Annotated in this window: 15 protein-coding genes and 1 riboswitch; of the genes, 9 read left to right on the top strand and 6 right to left on the bottom strand. The window is 69.4% G+C overall.

Going from position 1 to position 18,576, the window contains the following annotated elements:
- Positions 1-74: 74 nt before the first annotated feature.
- On the bottom strand, positions 75-1,484 hold the full coding sequence (locus P3H15_RS36535) for an MFS transporter (RefSeq protein WP_276141710.1): 1,410 nt from the start codon (positions 1,482-1,484) through the stop codon (positions 75-77).
- Positions 1,485-1,571: 87 nt separating this feature from the next.
- A complete protein-coding gene (locus P3H15_RS36540) occupies positions 1,572-1,766 on the bottom strand; it encodes a hypothetical protein (protein ID WP_072950573.1) in 195 nt (64 codons plus the stop codon).
- Between the two features lie 220 nt (positions 1,767-1,986).
- Between P3H15_RS36540 and P3H15_RS36545 the strand changes: the two genes are divergently transcribed.
- Together P3H15_RS36545 and P3H15_RS36550 are read left to right on the top strand one after the other, a co-directional pair.
- The gene (locus P3H15_RS36545; RefSeq protein WP_206012328.1) at positions 1,987-2,340 is read left to right on the top strand and encodes a serine recombinase; all 354 of its coding nucleotides are present in this window, start codon (positions 1,987-1,989) and stop codon (positions 2,338-2,340) included.
- 70 nt (positions 2,341-2,410) lie between these two features.
- Positions 2,411-3,238 carry an alpha/beta fold hydrolase gene (locus tag P3H15_RS36550; RefSeq protein WP_276141711.1) on the top strand — a complete coding sequence of 276 codons (828 nt, stop codon included), beginning with the start codon at positions 2,411-2,413 and terminating at the stop codon, positions 3,236-3,238.
- Here P3H15_RS36550 and bla read toward each other — a convergent pair.
- The gene (gene bla, locus P3H15_RS36555; protein ID WP_276141712.1) at positions 3,213-4,169 is read right to left on the bottom strand and encodes a class A beta-lactamase; all 957 of its coding nucleotides are present in this window, start codon (positions 4,167-4,169) and stop codon (positions 3,213-3,215) included. The genes P3H15_RS36550 and bla overlap by 26 nt on opposite strands.
- A gap of 148 nt (positions 4,170-4,317) precedes the next feature.
- Between bla and P3H15_RS36560 the strand changes: the two genes are divergently transcribed.
- The 3 genes from P3H15_RS36560 to P3H15_RS36570 are packed head-to-tail and all read left to right on the top strand — an operon-like array spanning position 4,318 to position 6,751.
- Positions 4,318-5,211, top strand: coding sequence for a LysR family transcriptional regulator (locus P3H15_RS36560; RefSeq protein WP_276141713.1), 894 nt, complete (start codon positions 4,318-4,320; stop codon positions 5,209-5,211).
- The gene (locus P3H15_RS36565) at positions 5,208-6,113 is read left to right on the top strand and encodes a serine hydrolase (RefSeq protein WP_276141714.1); all 906 of its coding nucleotides are present in this window, start codon (positions 5,208-5,210) and stop codon (positions 6,111-6,113) included. The genes P3H15_RS36560 and P3H15_RS36565 overlap by 4 nt, the downstream gene beginning before the upstream one ends.
- Positions 6,114-6,151: 38 nt before the next feature.
- Entirely contained in the window at positions 6,152-6,751 is a 600-nt protein-coding gene (locus P3H15_RS36570) for a hypothetical protein (protein WP_276141715.1), read from the top strand.
- Here the strand turns inward: P3H15_RS36570 and P3H15_RS36575 are convergent.
- From P3H15_RS36575 to cobG, 3 genes are read right to left on the bottom strand one after another with little or no spacing between them, the layout of a single operon-like run.
- On the bottom strand, positions 6,726-8,228 hold the full coding sequence (locus tag P3H15_RS36575; protein WP_276141716.1) for a precorrin-2 C(20)-methyltransferase: 1,503 nt from the start codon (positions 8,226-8,228) through the stop codon (positions 6,726-6,728). The genes P3H15_RS36570 and P3H15_RS36575 overlap by 26 nt on opposite strands.
- Complete coding sequence (locus P3H15_RS36580) at positions 8,225-8,851, bottom strand: precorrin-8X methylmutase (RefSeq protein ID WP_095864132.1); 627 nt, start codon at positions 8,849-8,851, stop codon at positions 8,225-8,227. Before P3H15_RS36580 ends, P3H15_RS36575 begins: the two co-directional genes overlap by 4 nt.
- A gap of 24 nt (positions 8,852-8,875) precedes the next feature.
- Positions 8,876-10,009, bottom strand: a complete 1,134-nt coding sequence (gene cobG, locus P3H15_RS36585; RefSeq protein ID WP_276141717.1) for a precorrin-3B synthase — start codon at positions 10,007-10,009, stop codon at positions 8,876-8,878.
- Positions 10,010-10,015: 6 nt separating this feature from the next.
- A riboswitch (cobalamin riboswitch) is annotated at positions 10,016-10,159 on the top strand.
- A gap of 55 nt (positions 10,160-10,214) precedes the next feature.
- On the opposite strand from cobG, the gene P3H15_RS36590 reads away from it, so the two are divergent.
- The 4 genes from P3H15_RS36590 to P3H15_RS36605 all read left to right on the top strand — a co-directional run bounded on the left by P3H15_RS36590 (position 10,215) and on the right by P3H15_RS36605 (position 18,549).
- A complete protein-coding gene (locus P3H15_RS36590) occupies positions 10,215-13,817 on the top strand; it encodes a cobaltochelatase subunit CobN (protein ID WP_276141718.1) in 3,603 nt (1,200 codons plus the stop codon).
- Positions 13,818-13,834: 17 nt separating this feature from the next.
- Positions 13,835-14,230 carry a PPOX class F420-dependent oxidoreductase gene (locus tag P3H15_RS36595; RefSeq protein ID WP_087557467.1) on the top strand — a complete coding sequence of 132 codons (396 nt, stop codon included), beginning with the start codon at positions 13,835-13,837 and terminating at the stop codon, positions 14,228-14,230.
- Between the two features lie 55 nt (positions 14,231-14,285).
- The gene (locus P3H15_RS36600) at positions 14,286-14,930 is read left to right on the top strand and encodes a TetR/AcrR family transcriptional regulator (protein ID WP_276141719.1); all 645 of its coding nucleotides are present in this window, start codon (positions 14,286-14,288) and stop codon (positions 14,928-14,930) included.
- A gap of 643 nt (positions 14,931-15,573) precedes the next feature.
- Positions 15,574-18,549, top strand: coding sequence for a UPF0182 family protein (locus P3H15_RS36605; protein WP_276141720.1), 2,976 nt, complete (start codon positions 15,574-15,576; stop codon positions 18,547-18,549).
- Positions 18,550-18,576 lie beyond the last annotated feature (27 nt).

Genomic DNA, 18,576 nt, shown 5'->3' on the forward strand with positions numbered 1-18,576 from the left:
TATCGCAGGTCAACCACCCAAAACCCGGCTCGACACGCGGCGGTCGGCTGTCGGAAAATTCAGCACGCTCCTAGCTAGGACGGGTCGGCGGTCCCTCGGTCGGCCTGCCGGGTCGCGCGGTACGCGGTGAACACGCCGGCGGTCGCGATGACGCCGAGACCGAGGAACAGCAGTTGCGCCGAGGTGAGGGTCGAGGGCGCGCCGAGATTGACCAGCACTCCGGCGACCGCGGACCCCACGGCCATGGCGATCAACTCGACCGTGTTGAGCCCGGCCGCCGCCTTGGCGCCCTCGTGCGCGTCGTCGGTGCTCTGCATGGCGGCGACCATCAGGTGCGGGAAGGCGAGTCCGATGCCGGCGCCCGCGGCGGCCAGCGTGACCGCCCACAGAATCACCACGGCGAGTCCGGCGTCGTCGCGCCAGAGGGCAGCCGTCAGGAGCAGTCCCGCGGCGAGGACCAGTGGTCCGGTGACCATGGCCACCGTCTTCGTGCGCCGTCGGGAGATGTCGGAACTGAAGATCATGGTCACCGACCATCCGACCGACATCATGGCGCCGAGGAATCCGGCAGCGAACGGCGCCAGTCCGGCGAGCCGTTGACCGAACAGCGGTGTGAAGGCCTCGGACACGGTTCCGGACGCGAGGACCGCGATGGTGAGGTAGATCCACTTCAGGGACGACGCCCGGCTGTATGTCGATGTCGGCAGCACTCGGCGCGGTGATCGCCGCTCCCAGGCCAGGAACGCAGCGACGAACACGACTCCGACGGCGATCAGGATCAGCATGTGGGTGCGGTTGCCGAGGATGCCGGCCACACTGATCGCGATCGTCGCCAGGGTGAGCAGCGCGAGCGACGTGGCGGGGACGGGTTCGCCACCCCGCACACGCTCGGTGCGCGGCAACGCGCGGGGCGCGATCACTGCGATGACGGCGGCGACCACCGCCAGCGCGACGAACGCGAGTCGCCAATGGCCGAGTTGGGCGAACAGGCCGCCGATCGCCGGTCCGGCGAGAGTTCCCACGCCCCACATCGCCGACACCAATGCGGTCGCGCGGGCCCACAGACGTTCGGGCAGCGCCTCGCGCAGTACGGCGTAACTCAGGCCGGCGAGCAGGCCCCCGCCGATCCCCTGCACTGCACGTCCGACGAGGAGCACCTCCATCGACGGACCGATTGCGCAGATCATCGTGCCCGCGAAGAACGGCGCCAGCGCGAACAGATACGCACCCAGCGCCCCGCGGTGTGCGAGGAGGCGGCTCACGATCATCGACGAAATCACCGACGCCACCATGAAGACGGTCGCGCTCCACGCGTACAGCGATTCGCGGCCGAGCTCGCCGATGGCGGTGGGCAGCAGACTCGTGGTCAGGAAGATGTTGACGGCGTGCAGTCCGACGCCGCCGGCGAGGACAGCGGAGGTCGAGCGGTACCGGGGTCCGAGCAATTCGGACCAGCCGGCCTGTGACGGGGCGGTCGTTGTCATGCACTCCACGCTAAAAGCTCGAGTGGACTCGAGGTCAAGGGGACGATGCGATGTCTGTCGAACCGAAGGACTGAACGATGACGTGTTTCAGAGGTATTCGTGGCGGTGGCCGCATTCGAGGCCGTCGGGGGCCGATCGTGAGCATCGATTCATGCAGTGGAAGACCCGGTACCGCTTGCCCGGAGGCAGCGACGCGAATCCGGCGTGGGCGTCCTTGATTTCGTATCCGATCGGACCGTGGCAGGACGAACAGGTCTTGGTCGCGTCGGTTCCGCTCTCCATTCATCCATCGTAGGGCGATTCACGGGCGGGCACGGAGAAATTCACGTCCCACCTCGAGGTCTGGCTCGTCGTCCCGACCATACCCGGGAAAGCGGGAAAGTCCACCGGAGTCGTAGTCGTGAGATCCCAAGAAGCGCAGTAAAGCTCACGAACTTGCTTATTCCCTGCGGGTGGCTATGGTGCATGCAGGCATCAACGCCAATTACCGGAGGACTGAAATGTGAATGCAGCTACCGATCGTCAATGGGCGGTTCGTGACGCTGTTCTGCGTTGGCTTCTCGCGAAGGCTACCGAAGGGTATCGGAGTCCGATTCTGGACGCGGACGCCATCGGTGAGACCGTCGGCTGGGCGCCGTCGCCCTTGACCCGGGACGAAGTGGCCGACGCGTCGAATCATCTCTACAAGGAAGGGTATGTGACGGGCGTGCCGGTGATGGGTATCGGGATTCCGCGCCCGATGCTGACGGTCGCCGGGCGGCGGGTCGCCGAGGGCGGAAGGTCGCTGCGCCCAGTCGATTGCCGTCACGATGTCGAGGGTGGGCACTCGGTCCTCGAAAGCGGCCTCGTGCATTAGTCACAGGTGAGTGGCACGGTGTGCGTCAGTACACCGTGCCACTCACGTGCTGGGATGGCACACTGCGGGGGTGGAGCTTTCGCAGATCCTCGAATGGCGTGGCAGGTCGGTGGCGTGGGACAAGTTCGGGAACGGCCCCGCCGTAGTGATGTGCCACGGGACGCCGTGGTCTTCGCAGCTGTGGTGGCCGTTCGCACGCGCATTCGCCGCCGAGTTCTCGGTCTACCTGTGGGACATGCCCGGGTACGGGCAGTCGTCGAAGGACGGTGACCACGACGTCGATCTCGGCATTCAGGGTGAACTGCTCACCGACCTCCTGCGGCATTGGAACCTCGAGGCACCCCACGTCGTCGCGCACGACTACGGGGGTGCCGTCGCACTCCGCGCCCATCTCCTGCACGGCGCGCGGTACGCCTCGCTGGCCCTGATCGACGTGGTGGCACTGCGGCCGTGGGGATCCGGCTACTTCCGGCTCGTCGCGGACAACGCCGACGTCTTCGCCGCGCAACCGGCGTCCGTGCACCGTGGTGCTCTCGAGGCGTACATCGCGGGTGCGTCCCACCGCGGCCTGACCCCCGCTCAGATGGCCGTGCTGACCACGCCGTGGCTGTCGGAGGAGGGGCAGGTCGCGTTCTACCGGCAGATCGCCCAGGCCGACGAGCGGTACACCGACGAGATCCAGGACCGGTACGCGTCGATCGAGGTTCCCGTCGCGGTCGTGTGGGGGAGGGACGACGCCTGGATCCCCGTCGACCGGGCCGAGGAACTGGCGCGCCTCATCCCCGGTGCCACACTCGAGGTGATCGACGGCGCCGGGCACCTGATCCAGTTCGACGCTCCCGTCGAACTGGCGGTGTCGCTGCAGAGATGGCTCACGGCGCCGTCACACCCTCGATGACAGCCGCGGTCGTGTCGGCGATCGCCTGGTTGTTTCCCTGCGCGTCTTCCTGATTCGTGAGGCTGTCGGTGAGGATGGCGAGAACGATGGGGGAGCCGTCCGGACTCCAGGCGACGCCGGCGTCGTTGGCGGTTCCGAACCCGCCGCCACCGGTCTTGTCGGCGGCGGTCCATCCGGGCGGAAGACCGGCGCGCATCCGCTTGTCCGAAGTCTTGCTCGCCCCCATCCACTCGAGAAGCTGATCGCGGCTCGCCGCGTCGAGGGCATCGTCGACGAGCAGCGCCCGGAAACCCCGGGCGAGGCTGGTCGGTGTCGTCGTGTCCCGGGGATCGCCGCGGAAAGCGGTGTTGAGTTCGGTCTCCCACCGGTCCAGTCGTGTGCTCTCGTCGCCGAGGTCGCGGGCGAGGGCGGTGACCGCCTGCGGACCGCCGATCTCGCGGAGCAGATAGTTTCCGGCGGTGTTGTCGCTCTGCGTCAGCGCCGCTTCGGCGATCTGCCCCAACGTCATCGGGGTGCCCACGGCAGCGGCGGTGACCGGCGAGTTCTCGACGAGATCGCCGGGTTCGATCACCACCGTCTTGTCGAGGGCGGTCGACCCGTCCTCGATCTTGCGCAGGACCGCGGCGGACGCGTAGGCCTTGAACGTCGAGCACATCGCGAATCGTTCGTCGCCCCGGTGGCTGTAGACCGCGCCGGTCGCGGGATCGACGGCCGTCACCCCGATCCGCGTGGCGTACTGCGCCTCCAGTGCCTCGATTTTCGCGTCGAGGGACTGCTGATCCGGTAACGCAGCCACCTCCGACGTCGTGGGCAGGGTTTGCTCCGCGGTGGCCGTGCACGCCCCGACCAGCAACGGCAGAGCCAGTGCGAGTGCAACGGCGCCGCGACGACCGGTGCAGCTGGGCTTCGGGTGATGTCGATGTATCAGCATGGACCCAATGTGGGGGTGCCCCCGGCCATAGCGCAAAGACGAATCCGGCGTCGCGGCGAGTCGGGTGCGCTATTGCCCCAGGTCGGCAGGACGTTTTGTGTGTGCGAAATGACGGGCTCGCCCGAGGCGGGCGATCGGAACTGGTTCAATGGGCGGCATGGATCTGCTGCGCCATCTGAGTTTCTTTGTCGCCGTTGCGGAAGAGGGGCACTTCGGCAATGCCGCGTCGCGACTCGGCATGACGCAGCCGCCACTGTCACAGGGGGTGCGTCGGCTCGAACAGAGACTCGGCACGGAGTTGATTCAGCGCAGTGCCCGCGGCGTCGGACTCACCGAGGCGGGACGCCAATTGCTCCCGCGTGCGAGGCTTCTCGTGGACGACGCGGCCAGGTTCGAGGACGAGGCGCACCGCATCGCGGGTGGTCGCGACGCGGTGGTGCGATGGGGTGTCGCGCACTCGGTGGCCGACGCCGTGGTGGTGCGCTGTGTTCGTGCGTTGCGAGACGCCGACGCCACGCGTCCCACCCGGGTGGTGACGACCACGGCATCCACCACCGAACTCGTGGACGCAGTCCGCGCAGGCAGTCTCGAGATCGCCGTGGTCGAGCACCCGGCCCTGCTGACTGGTCTCGACATCGGCCCGGTCGTCAAGCTCCGGCGGTGGGTGGTGGTGCCCGACGACCACCCGGTGGCAGCCGCGAAGAAGGCGCAGGTCCGGATGCTGCGCGGGCTGATGCTGGCCATCGGTCCGCGCTCGGACAATCCGCCTGCCCACGACCTGTTCGTCGACCTGTGGCGGGTGCGGGGTCTGGACCCGGACCTCGTGATCGCGTCGGGGCAGCGGGAACTCCTCACACGCGTGTCCGCCGGCGGGCATTTCGGAGTGACGGCGACGCCGCCCGCGGTGATGCCCGGTGTGGCGTGGGTCGATCTGCTGCGCGACGTCCTCTCGCTGCGCGTGCGCATCGTCTGGCGCTCCGGGGCGGATGCCGCATCGTCTGCCGCCGCCCTCGACCGAGTGCTGATCAGGGCCGATCGATGACATCGGCGGAGAAGCGGATCCGTGACGTCTTCGCCGACGCCGGGTGCACCGGATGGTTGCACGCCCGCCGCGTCGGTACCCCGGTCGGCGATGCCGGCGACATCGCAGTCGGCGCGGACGACCTCGTCGTGCTCGCGTCCGTCTACAAACTTCCGCTGCTCGTGGCCCTGTGCCGCGCTTTCGAATCCGGGGAGTTGTCGCCGACCGCGCCCGTCCGGGTCACTCCGGCCGACTGCACTCCTGGACCGACGGGAGTGTCGACGTTCCGCGACCCGGTGGTGCTGAGCTGGCGGGATCTGGCGTTGTCGATGATGACTGTGTCCGACAACGCGGCCGCCGACCTGGTTCTCGGGCGGGTGGGACTCGCGAGCGTCGAGCGGGCACTGTCGGACCTGGGCCTGACGAGCACGCGCATCATCGGCGGCACCGCGGATGCGCACCGCAGTCTGGTGATCGACGCCCATGCGCACACCACCGCAGAAGCATTCGCGGCGCTCGCGGACAACGACGAGGCGTGGACGGTGTCCGCCTACGACCCGTCGTACGCGAGCGCGACGACGCCGCGGGAGATGACGTCGCTTCTCGACGCGATCTGGACCGGACGGGCGGTGCCCGGGGCGCAGGGCGAGTTCGTTCGGCAGGTGATGTCCGCGCAGATCTGGCAGCACCGTATCCGTTCCGGCTTTCCGCACTCCGGGGTGGACGTCGCCGGGAAGACCGGGACCATCGGCGCCATCCGCAACGAGGTGGCCGTCGTGACGTTTCCCGGCGAGATTCCGGTCGCGGTCGCCGTCTTCACCCGCGCCGCCCGGACGGACCCGGTGCTGCCGGTGGTCGATGCCGCGATCGGGCACGTCGCCCGGATCGCGGTGACCGAACTCCGCTTCGGCCGCGTCGCCTGATCGGTGTGAAAACACTTTCGATCGGGAACAGCAAGGACATGGCACTGAGAATCGTCGTTCCCGAGGACCTGATCGTGGATGGCCAGTGCGCGTTTCCCGTGGTCGGAGATGTCGCGGAGTACGCGCTGCGGTTCTACCCGCGCGGAGATACCGATACCGGTCCGGGCGACTTGCCGGACTTCGGATCGGACGTGACAGGAGAGATCGAGAATCTCGACGACAGGCCGGTGCGGTCGATGTTGCTTCGTGGCGCCGGGTTCACCGCATACGTGAAATCGGCCGACGAGCTGCGCGGTCCGGTCCACCTCCGTGGTTACTTCGAGGCGGATTTCGCCGCGCTGCTCCCCGAGTCCGCCCGAGTGACGGGATCGATCCGGCGCCGGCAGTTGATCACGCACACGCGTCACGCCGATCCCGACGGGCGGTACCGCTCCGCAGGCACCTACACGCTGAGCGAGGTTCCCGACGGAAAGGCCGGCCTCCGCACGGGTCTGGTTCCCGCACCGCCACCTGTGTCGGGGCCGTTCGCGGGAACGGGCTGGGTCGAGATGGTGGCGCCGCGGGACGGTCCCTGGATCCGGGAGAGCGGAATCCTGGTGGAGCTCGATCCACTCAGCCCGGATAGCGCCGAGGCGTGAAGACCCTCGTCCCGTGTTCGTTCTCGACGACGGTCGTCATGGAGGAGCCCACGATGAGCAGGCACCGCATGTCGATCTCGGCCGGGTCGAGGTCGGCGAGCCGCACGACCCGCACCGACTCCTGCGCGCCCGCCACGTCGCGGCCGATGATCACCGGGGTATCGGGGGAGCGGTGTTCGAGAACGAGGTCACGCATCGCGGCGACTTGCCAGGTCCGTGACTTCGACGCCGGGTTGTAGACGGCGAAGGCCATGTCGGCGCTCGCGACCGCCGAGATGCGCTGCGCCACAACGTCCCACGGCTTGAGTCGATCTGACAGGGACAGCACGGCGTAGTCGTGTCCGAGGGGTGCGCCGACCCGGCTCGCCACAGCGTTCGCGGCAGTCATGCCGGGCAGCACGCGGACGGGGACGCCCCGCCACTGTTCCTCGGCGGCCACTTCCAGCACCGCGGCGGCCATCGCGAACACACCCGGGTCGCCCGAGGACACGACGGCGACGCGGGCCCCGTTCTTGGCGAGGTCGAGCGCCATCGCGGCCCGTTCGGCCTCGACCCGGTTGTCGCTGGAGTGCCGGCGCTGGCCCGGACGTTCGGGGACCCGGTCGATGTACGGCCCGTATCCGACGAGGTCGGTGGCAAGCGACAGTTCGTGCTGCACTTCCGGGGTGGTCCAGGCCTGATCGCCCGGGCCGAGCCCGACGACGACGAGTTCGCCCTGCGGCGGCGCATCGTCGCGGCGGGCGTTCGACGGGCTGGGCACGATGGCGATCGAGAAGTAGGGGACGTCGCTGTCCGACACGTCGTCCGCGTGGTCGATCTTCTGCCGTGTCGTGCTGGCCCGCTCGACGTACCACGTCTCGTCGATGCGACCGGAGTCCTTCAACGCCTGCCGCACCGCCGGGTAGGTGCGTCCGAGTTTCAGGATGGCGGCGGCGTCGGTCTCCCGCAGGCGCCGCGTCAGCTCACCGCGCGGCAGGGTGCCGGGCAGGACGGTGAGGATTTCCTCGCCCTCGACGAGCGGCATCGCCAGCGCTGCCGAGGCGGCGCTGATCGACGTCACCCCGGGAATCACCTCCGCCTCGAAGCGCTGCGCCAGCCGCTTGTGCATGTGCATGTAGGAGCTGTAGAAGAGCGGGTCGCCCGCCGCGAGGAGCGCCACCGAACGGCCGGCCTCGAGGTGCGCGGCGAGCCGCTGCGACGCTTCCTCGTAGAACTCGTCCATCGCCCCCTGGTATCCGCCGGGGTGGTCGACGGTCTCGGTGGTGACCGGGTAGACGAGGTGCTCCTCGATCTGGCCCGCACGCAGGTACGGCGCCGCGACCGCGCGGGAGATGCTCTTGCCGTGCCGGGCGCTGTGGAACGCCACCACGTCGGCCTCGGCGATGATCCGCGCAGCCTTGACCGTCACCAGTTCCGGGTCGCCCGGTCCGATGCCGACGCCCCACAGCTTGCCGGTCGACTGCTCGTGGGAACTCATTCGACCTCGCTCGCAATCGCATTCAGCGCCGCAGCCGTGATGGCACTGCCACCGCGGCGGCCGCGGACCACCAGATAGTCGAGTCCGCTCGGGTGCTCGATCAATGCTTCCTTCGACTCCGCCGCGCCGATGAACCCGACCGGGCCGCCCACGATCGCGGCGGGCCGGGGTGCACCGGATTCGATCATGTCCAACAGGTAGAACAGGGCGGTCGGGGCGTTGCCGATCGCGACGACGGCCCCCTCCAGTTTGCTGCCCCACAATTCGAGCGCGGCCGCCGAGCGGGTGTTCCCGATCTGCTCCGCCAGCACCGGAACCCGGGGGTCGCGCAGGGTGCAGATCACCTCGTTGTCCGCCGGGAGACGCTTGCGGGTCACGCCGGCAGCGACCATCTGCGCGTCGCACAAGATCGGGGCGCCGTCCGCCAGCGCCGCGCGGGCGGCCTTCACGACGCCGGGGGTGAACGCGACGTCGTCCACGAGATCGACCTGACCGCTCGCGTGGATCATGCGGACCACGGCCTGTGAGACGTCCTCGGGAAAGGCACTGAGATCCGCCTCGGCGCGGATCGTGGCGAAGGACTGGCGGTAGATCTCCGCGCCGTCTCGGATGTACTCGATCATCCGCTCACGATAGAGGCTGCGGGTTCACCGCTCCTCCACCCGGTAACCCGTCTCGGTGGCGACGACGTCGGCGACCTCGCCCTTGGGGCGGCCGCAGCACCGCTCGCAGCCCGACCAGTGCTGTCGGCCCTCCACCGGGAGTTCGCCGTTCGCGACGGCGTCCCGCGCATCGGATCGCACATCGGCGAGCGCCTTCTCGCACCCGGGTTGCCCGGTGCAGGCGCTGACGTTCAGCCACGGGGAGTTCTCGTCGAAGATCAGGCCCATCGGCGCGAGGACCCGGACCACCTGCTCGGCGGACCATTCGTCCAGATCGCACAGCAGCACCGTTTTCCACGGCGTGACGATCACCGGCTTCTCGACCGCGGCGAGGAATTCCGCCAGCCGGGCGTCGAGGACCCCGAATGCGAGACCGCCGCCGAGGGTCACGTTGCCGTCCGGCTGGTCGAGCCACCCGATCGGCGGCCGGTGCTCGTCGAACCCGGGCACCGGGTCGGCTGTCGGTGCGAGCGTCAGTGCCGACAGCGTCCGTTCGACCCCGTCGGCGATCTCGGACAGCCGCCAGTGCCGATCGCGCAGCTCCAGGAAGACGCGGGCGGCATCGACGAGCACCGACACCGCGTCCGCTGCCGGGATCCGGGCGCCGCTGTCGCGACCGGCGAGGATCAGCGCGACCTCCGACCCACCGACCGCGTGGACCCCGAAATCGCCGCCGAGCGCCGAGACGTCGCCCCGGCCGTCGTCGAGGGTGAACAGGGTGCGGCCGGGCAGGTCGGCCAACGCGGAGTCGGCGCACAACGTCCGATCCAGTACACCGACCAGATCGCGCAGGTCCGTCAGACCCCCGATCCGGCCGGTCAGCGGCGAGACGAGGATGTTCCGGACCCGTTCGTGGGTTTCCGAGGGCAGCAGGCCTGCGTCGGCGAGGCGCCGGGCGAACTCCAGCGGATCGCGGACCGCCCGCAGTTGCGCATTGCCTCGGGACGTCAATTCGATCTCGCCGTTGCCGAGGTCGCGCGCCGATTCCGCGAGTGTCTGCAGCTGGGCGGAGGTCAGCACACCGCCGGGGAGGCGCACCCGGGCGAGCGCACCGTCGGCCGCCTGGTGGACCTGCAACGCGCCGGGGCATGCATCGGGGCGGGAACGGGAGTCGACCATGGTCCCAGGTTACGTCCGGCCCCGGGTAGCATCACCAGCACTTGCGACAGCAGGAGAGGAAGCCGGTGAGAATCCGGTGCGGTCGCGCCACTGTGAGCTCGCCGGAACCGGTGGGCGAGCCAGACCCTCGCCTGCCGTCCTCCGACCTCCGGTTCCGAACAGAACCACCGCCACGGGGCGCGATACCCCCAGGAAGGCTCCACACGTGATCCTGCTGCTCTCCACCTCCGACACTGACCTGCTCAGCGCACGCGCCAGCGGGGCGGACTACCGCTGGGCCAACCCGGCACGGCTGCTGGTCGAGGAGGATCTGCCGGGACTGCTCGACGGCGCCGACCTGGTCGTGGTGCGCATCCTCGGCGGCAAGCGGGCGTGGGAAGAGGGCCTCGACGCGGTCCTGGCCAGCGGACTGCCCGTGGTGGTCCTCGGCGGCGAGCACGCCCCGGACGCGGAGTTGATGGAGTGCTCGACGGTCGCGGCCGGTGTCTCGGCGGAGGCGCACAACTATCTCGCCGAGGGCGGCGCCGACAACCTCGCCCAACTGCACCATTTCCTGTCGGACACCGTGCTGCTGACCGGTCACGGTTTCGAGGCGCCGGTCCACCTGCCGAGCTGGGGTGTTGCGCCGTTCGCCCCCGACGCCGACGCGGACCGCCCCACGATCGCCGTTCTGTACTACCGTGCCCAGCACCTGGCCGGGAACACCCGCTACATCGAGGCCCTGTGCGAGGCCGTCGACGCGGCGGGCGGCACTCCGCTGCCGATCTTCTGCGCGTCGCTGCGCACCGCCGAACCGGAGTTGCTGACGACGCTGCGCCGAGCGGACGCGATGGTGGTCACCGTGCTCGCCGCCGGCGGCACCAAGCCGGCGGGTGCGTCGGCCGGCGGCGACGACGAGGCATGGGACGTCGCCGCGCTGGCCGCGCTGGACGTGCCGATCCTGCAGGGGCTCTGCCTCACCAGCAGCCGGGAGTCGTGGGAGTCCAACGACGACGGACTGTCCCCCCTCGACGTGGCCACCCAGGTCGCGGTCCCCGAGTTCGACGGCCGGCTGATCACGGTGCCGTTCTCGTTCAAGGAGATCGACGCCGACGGCCTGTCCACCTACGTTCCCGACGCCGAGCGCGCCTCCCGGGTGGCGGGCATCGCCGTCCGGCACGCCCGGCTCCGGCACATCCCCGCACCCGAACGCCGGATCGCCCTGTTGCTGTCGGCGTACCCGACGAAGCACGCCCGCATCGGCAACGCCGTCGGTCTCGACACCCCGGCGAGCGCGATCAGGTTGCTCACCGAGATGCGGGCCGCCGGCTACGACCTGGGCCCCGCGGACGGGCCGGACTCCGTGCCCGGCCTCGCGGCCCAGGACGGCGACGCGCTGATCCATGCCCTCATCGCCGCAGGCGGCCAGGACCCGGACTGGCTGACCGCGGAGCAGCTGGAGGGGAACCCGATCCGGATCTCCGCCGCCCGCTACCGCGAATGGTTCTCGGCGCTGCCCGCGGAACTGCGCGAGGGCGTCGAGGAACACTGGGGACCCGCGCCCGGCGAACTGTACGTCGACCGATCGCAGGATCCCGCCGGCGAAATCGTCATCGCCGCAATGCAGTTCGGAAACCTCGTGCTGATGGTGCAGCCGCCCCGCGGATTCGGGGAGAAGCCGGTCGCGATCTACCACGACCCGGACCTGCCGCCGAGCCACCACTACCTCGCCGCGTACCGGTGGATCGCGGCGGACGCCGCGGCCGGCGGTTTCGGCGCCGACGCCGTCGTCCATCTCGGCAAGCACGGAAACCTCGAATGGCTGCCCGGCAAGACACTCGGCATGTCCTCCTCGTGCGGCACCGACGCCGCGCTCGGCGACCTGCCCCTCATTTGCCCGTTCCTCGTCAACGACCCGGGGGAGGGCACGCAGGCCAAGCGCCGCGCCCACGCGACCCTCGTCGATCACCTGATCCCGCCGATGGCCCGCGCCGAGAGTTACGGCGACATCTCGCGGCTCGAGCAACTCCTCGACGAGCACTCGAACATCTCCGCACTCGACCCGTCGAAGCTGCCCGCCATTCGCCAGCAGATCTGGACGCTGATGCGTGCCGCCAAGATGGACCACGACCTCGGACTCGAGGAACGTCCCGACGAGGACGTGTTCGACGACATGCTGCTGCACGTCGACGGCTGGCTGTGCGAGATCAAGGACGTCCAGATCCGGGACGGCCTCCACGTGCTCGGTGCGGCGCCCCGGGACGACGCCGAGGTCGAACTGGTGCTCGCCATGCTGCGCGCCCGGCAGATGTGGGGCGGCGAGCAGAACGTCCCCGGACTCCGTGAGGCTCTCGGCCTCAGCGAGGACGGCGACGAATCCCGCACCCGTGTGGACGAGATCGAGCAGCAGGCGCACCGGCTGGTGCAGGGCATGCACGACGCCGACTGGAACCCGGACGCCGCCGACACCCTCACCGACGACGCCACGGTCGCGAAGATCCTGCGGTTCGCGGCCACCGAGGTGGTGCCCCGGCTGCGAGAGACGGACAACGAGATCGCCCAGGTGCTGCACGCGCTCGACGGCGGTTTCATCGCCGCCGGGCCGAGCGGGTCGCCGCTGCGCGGGCTGATCAACGTGCTCCCGACGGGCCGGAACTTCTACTCCGTCGACCCGAAGGCCGTGCCGTCGCGGCTCGCCTGGGAGACCGGTCAGGCGATGGCCGAATCGTTGCTGGACCGCTATAGGTCCGATCACGGCGAGTGGCCGCGGTCGGTGGGGCTGTCCGTGTGGGGCACGTCCGCGATGCGCACGTCCGGCGACGACATCGCCGAGGTGTTCGCGCTCCTCGGCGTGCGCCCGGTGTGGGACGAGGCGAGCCGGCGCGTGGTGAACCTCGAGGTGATCGGCCTCGAGGAACTGGGCCGTCCGCGCATCGACGTCACGGTCCGGATCAGCGGATTCTTCCGGGACGCGTTCCCGCACGTCCTGGCGCTGCTCGACGACGCCGTCCGGCTCGTCGCCGCACTGGACGAACCGGCCGAGAGCAACTTCGTGCACGCCCATGCGCAGGCGGATCTCGCCGAGCACGGCGACGAGCGTCGCGCGACCACGCGCATCTTCGGGTCCAAGCCGGGCACCTACGGGGCCGGACTGCTGCAGCTGATCGACTCCAAGAGCTGGCGCGGCGACGCCGACCTCGCCGACGTGTACACCACGTGGGGTGGCTTCGCGTACGGCCGCGGACTGGACGGCGCACCCGCCGCCGACGACATGCGGACGGCCTACCGGCGAATCACAGTGGCGGCCAAGAACACCGACACCCGCGAGCACGACATCGCGGACGCCGACGACTACTTCCAGTACCACGGCGGGATGGTCGCGACCGTGCGCGCACTCACCGGGAAGTCCCCCGAGGCGTACATCGGCGACAGCACCCGGCCCGAGTCGGTGCGCACCCGGACGCTGTCGGAGGAGACGTCCCGCGTCTTCCGGGCCCGGGTCGTGAACCCGCGGTGGCTCGAGGCGATGCGCCGTCACGGCTACAAGGGTGCGTTCGAGATGGCGGCGACCGTCGACTACCTGTTCGGATACGACGCCACCACCAACGTCGTCGCCGACTGGATGTACGAGAAACTCGCCGAGTCGTACGTGCTGGACGAGCAGAACCGCAAGTTCATGGAACAGTCCAACCCGTGGGCCCTGCACGGCATCGCCGAACGACTCCTGGAGGCGGCCGAGCGGGACATGTGGGAGCACCCCGAGCAGCAGACCCTCGACGGCCTGCGGCAGGTGTACCTCGAAACCGAAGGCGAACTCGAGGGGGACTGACCGGCATCGGGGCTAGCATGGGCCGGGTGACCACAGAATTCGATCGGGTGTCGTCCGCGAAATATGTCCTGCTCACCACGTTTCGGAAAGACGGCACCCCGGTGGCGACGCCGCTGTGGGCCGCCGCCGACGGTGACCGTCTGCTGATGTGGACGGTCACCGACTCCTACAAGGTCAAACGCATCCGCCGCAATCCGGAGGTGACGGTGGCCGCGTGCGATGCGCGCGGCAAGCCGAAGGGCCCCGAGGTGCCCGCCCGCGCCGTCATCCTCGACGCTGCGGACACCGATCACACCCGGGACGTGATCGCCCGCAAGTACGGCATCCTCGGCTGGCTCACGATGAAAGGCAGCCTCCTGCGCCGAGGGAAGACCGGCACCATAGGGCTCGCCGTCACGGCCGACGACCGGTAGCCCCTGTGTGGTCCGATGCGTCTCCCGGTGGGGCTCGGGCGCATACGATCTGGTGATGTCGCAGACGCTTCCCGCGGATGTTCGCCGCGGACAGCTCATCGAGGCGGGGCTGGCGATCGCCGCTCACCAGGGTGTCGCCGCGCTGACCATCCGCCGCCTGGCCGACGCGGCCGGTGTGTCGCTCGGGGTGGCGCACTACCACTTCGAGGACAAGGAAGAACTCCTGACCGAGATGGGGGAGAACCTGATCCTGCAGGTCAGCGAGTCGATGCGGGCGGCATTCGGCCGGCTGACGGGGGCCGCGGAACTGCCGGGCATTCCCGGTCTCCGGGAACTCCTCTCTGCCGGGATCGGCGGCCTGTGGCCGGTCATCGAGGCCACCCCCGACCACCAGTTGCTGACCTACGAGATCACCGCGCGGGCCCTGCGGCGCCGCGGCGCCGGCCACGACTCCGCCGGGGCGGTTGCGAGCCACCAGTACCGCACCATGGATGCCGAAGCTATCGCGTTCCTCGACCTGTGCGCTCACCGGGCCGGTGTCGCCTGGGGCACGCCCGTGGAGCAGGTCGCGCGCTTCGCGTTGGCGGCGCTCGACGGGCTGGTGCTGCGGTGGCTCGTCGACCGTGACGGCGACGCCGCACTCGCCGCTCTCGACGACCTGGTCCAGGTCGTCACCTCGAAGGCACTGGACGAAGGCTGACCGGTGCGCGGCGCGACTCGATCCTGCCCGGCCAGGTGGAAACGACGGACGAGCGCCCCGACGGCATGGACTCCTGTGTCGGGCACCCGCGGACGGGGCAGACGTGATCAATGCCCGGCCTGCCCCGGTATCTCGGTCACCAGTGTCCGAGATTGCCCTGCCAGATCGCCGAAATGATGTAGAGCGCCACGGTCAGTAGGTAGTACAAGTTGATCATTGTGCGCACCTCCTCGTCAGGGGCACAGCGGTTGCGGGCGGATGTCCCCGTGCCGGCTGGGTACCCCGTACGCCACGACTCAAGCGGGGTGCGCCGACATGCTGCGATCGGTGTTCATCACAGCCCCGCCTCGGCCTGTCACCGACGGCGCTACCGTCAAGTTGATTGAGTGTCTTGATGATTCGGTCATATTGTGTCGCCATGCGGTCGTCGACACGCCCTCGAGGAGTTTGCGGACGAACTTCTTGCCCACCTCGCCGCGGAGGCACCGGCGACGCGCCACGCCACCGGGCAGCACTCGTTCCACTCGCGGGTCCACTGCGCCCGATCCGGCACCGCCTAGAATGGGGTGACACGGACGCCTTCGCTGCATCGGGCGGGGTGGTCCGGCGGGGCTGCTCGTGAGCCGACCCGTGGGAGGTGGCCATGCAACCGTCCGACCGGATGTGGGCGCTGCCGCGTCGGGCCCGGGTCACGATCATAGTGACGGTGGCGCTCGTTGCTGTGCTGGTGATCGGGCCGCGTCTGGTAGTCGGGTATACCGATTGGCTGTGGTTCGGTGAGGTCGGCTACCGCCGCGTGTGGGGGACGGTCCTGGTCACGCGGCTGATCCTGTTCACGGCGGTGACGCTGCTGGTGGGTGCGGTGATCTTCGCGGCCACGGTGTGGGCGTACCGATCCCGCCCACTGTTCGCGGCCACTGCCGCGGACGCGGCGACGGATCCGCTCGAGCGGTACCGGACGGTGGTACTGCGCCGCCCGCGGTCGTTCACGGTCGGGATCGCGGTGCTGCTGGCGCTGCCGTTCGGGCTACACGCGCAGGCGAGTTGGGGGACGGTGCAACTGTTCTTGCACGGCGGTGGCTTCGGCACTGTGGACGCGGAGTTCGGATACGACATCGGCTTCTACGTCTTCGACCTGCCGTTCTACCGGCTGATCCTGACGTGGCTGTTCATCGCGGTGTTCCTGGCGTTGCTGATCGGACTGGGAACCCACTACCTGTTCGGCGGCATCCGGCTGGCGCCGAGCAAGGACCACCTCATCGAGGTGTCCCGGCCGGCGCGCATCCAGCTCGCGGTGCTCGCGGGCACGTTCATCGCGTTGAAGGCGGCCTCCTACTGGCTCGACCGGTACTCGTTGTTGTGGAGCGGCCGGAAGGAGCCCACCTTCACCGGGGCCGGATACACCGACATCAACGCGGTGCTGCCGGCGCGGCTGATCATGGTCGCGATCGCGGTACTGTGCGCGGCGGCGTTCTTCGCCGCGATCGCGGTGCGGGACCTGCGGATCCCGGCGATGGCCACGGTACTGCTGGTGCTCTCGGCGATCGTGGTCGGCGGAATCTACCCGGCGCTGATCGAGCAGTTCTCGGTTCGCCCCAACGCCGCCGATCGGGAGAGCCCCTACATCGAACGCAACATCGCCGCGACCCGGCAGGCCTATGGAATCGGCCCGGACCGCGTCGACTACCTCGACTATCCCGGGGTTGGCACCCGGCCGCCCCGGGACATTCCCGCCGACGTCACCACCATCGCCAACGCCCGCCTGCTCGACCCGACCGTGCTCTCGCGCACCTTCACCCAGCAGCAACAGCTGAAGAACTTCTACGGCTTCCCCGAGCACCTCGACATCGACCGCTACACCATCGACGGACGACTCGCCGACTACATCGTCGCCGCCCGCGAGCTCTCCCCGAACAGTCTCAGCGGCAACCAGACCCAGTGGATCAACCGGCACACCGTCTACACCCACGGCAACGGGTTCGTCGCCGCCCCCGCCAACAGGGTCAACGCCGCCGTCCGCGACGCCGCCGGGCAGAGCGCGAGCAGCGACAGCGGGTACCCGATCTACGCGGTCAGCGACATAGCCTCGCAGGCCGGCGGCGGCCAGGTGATCCCCGTCGAGCAACCACGCATCTACTTCGGTGAGGTGATCGCGCAGGCGGACCCCGACTACGCCATCGTCGGCGGACCCGAGGGCGCGCCGCCGCGCGAGTACGACACCGACACCGCCCAGTACACCTACACCGGCACCGGCGGGGTGCCGGTGGGAAGCTGGGTCAACCGGTTGGCGTTCGCCGCCCGGTACGCCGAACGCAACATCCTGTTCTCCGGCGCCATCGGGCCCGAGTCGAAAATCATCTTCAACCGGGACCCGGCCACCCGAGTCGAGCACGTCGCCCCGTGGCTGACCACCGACACCAACCCGTATCCAGCGGTGGTCGGCGGCCGGATCGTGTGGATCGTCGACGGCTACACCACTGCCGCACACTACCCGTACTCGCAGGTTGGCTCACTCGCCGAGCCGGTGGCCACCGACACCGGCCGCACCCTGCCCCTCGAGCAGGTGTCCTATGTGCGGAACTCGGTGAAGGCCACCGTCGACGCCTACGACGGCACCGTCACCCTCTACCAGGTCGACGAGAACGACCCGGTCCTGCGGGCGTGGATGAGCGTGTTCCCCGGCACCGTGCAGCCGCCGAAGGCGATCCCGCCCGAGCTGCGCGCGCACTTCCGCTACCCCGAGGATCTGTTCCGCCTGCAGCGGGACCTGCTGGCGAAGTACCACGTCGATGATCCGCGGGAGTTCTTCACCACCAATGCATTCTGGTCGGTGCCCAGCGATCCGACCGCCGACACCGGTGGCGAGCAGCCGCCGTACTACGTCCTGGTCGGCGACGCCGGCACCGCGGCCCCGTCCTTCCGGCTCACCAGCGCCATGGTCGGCTTCAACCGGGAATTTCTCTCCGCCTACCTCTCGGTGCACTCCGACCCCGACAACTACGGCAAGATCGACATTCTGCGGTTGCCGACGGACACCCAGACCCAGGGCCCGCGGCAGACCCAGAACTCGATGATCTCCGACACCCGCGTCGCCTCCGAGCGCACCCTGCTCGAGCGGTCCAACCGGATCTACTATGCCAACCTGCTGACCCTGCCGATCGCCGACGGCGGCATCCTCTACGTCGAACCGGTGTTCACCGAACGCTTGACCAGCACGCCCAACGGTTCCACGTTCCCGCAGCTGGCCCGGGTCCTGGTCAGCTACCGCGAACCCGGCACCGGCGGGGTGCGTATCGGGTACGCCCCCACTCTCGCCGAGGCCCTCGACCAGGTCTTCGGCACCGGCACCGGCGCCGTCGCCACGGCACCCGGCGGCGACGTCACCACTCCTCCACCCATCGAGGGGCAACCGCCGGCGGTGCCTCCAGCGGGCGCCCCGCCCGCCCCGCCGCCGGCGGCATCGGACCAGCTGACCGCGGCGGTCCTCGAACTCAACGCCGCCCTGGCCAACCTGCGCGAGGCGCAACGCACCGGCGACTTCACCGCCTACGGCGCGGCCCTGGACCGCCTGCAACAGGCCATCGACACCTACCTGGCCGCGGGCGGAACCCCGCACTGACCCGTCTCCTCGGCGCGTTCGACGCAA

It is taken from the genome of Rhodococcus sp. T2V (genome assembly GCF_029269925.1).
GTDB classification, from domain to species: domain Bacteria; phylum Actinomycetota; class Actinomycetes; order Mycobacteriales; family Mycobacteriaceae; genus Rhodococcus_F; species Rhodococcus_F koreensis.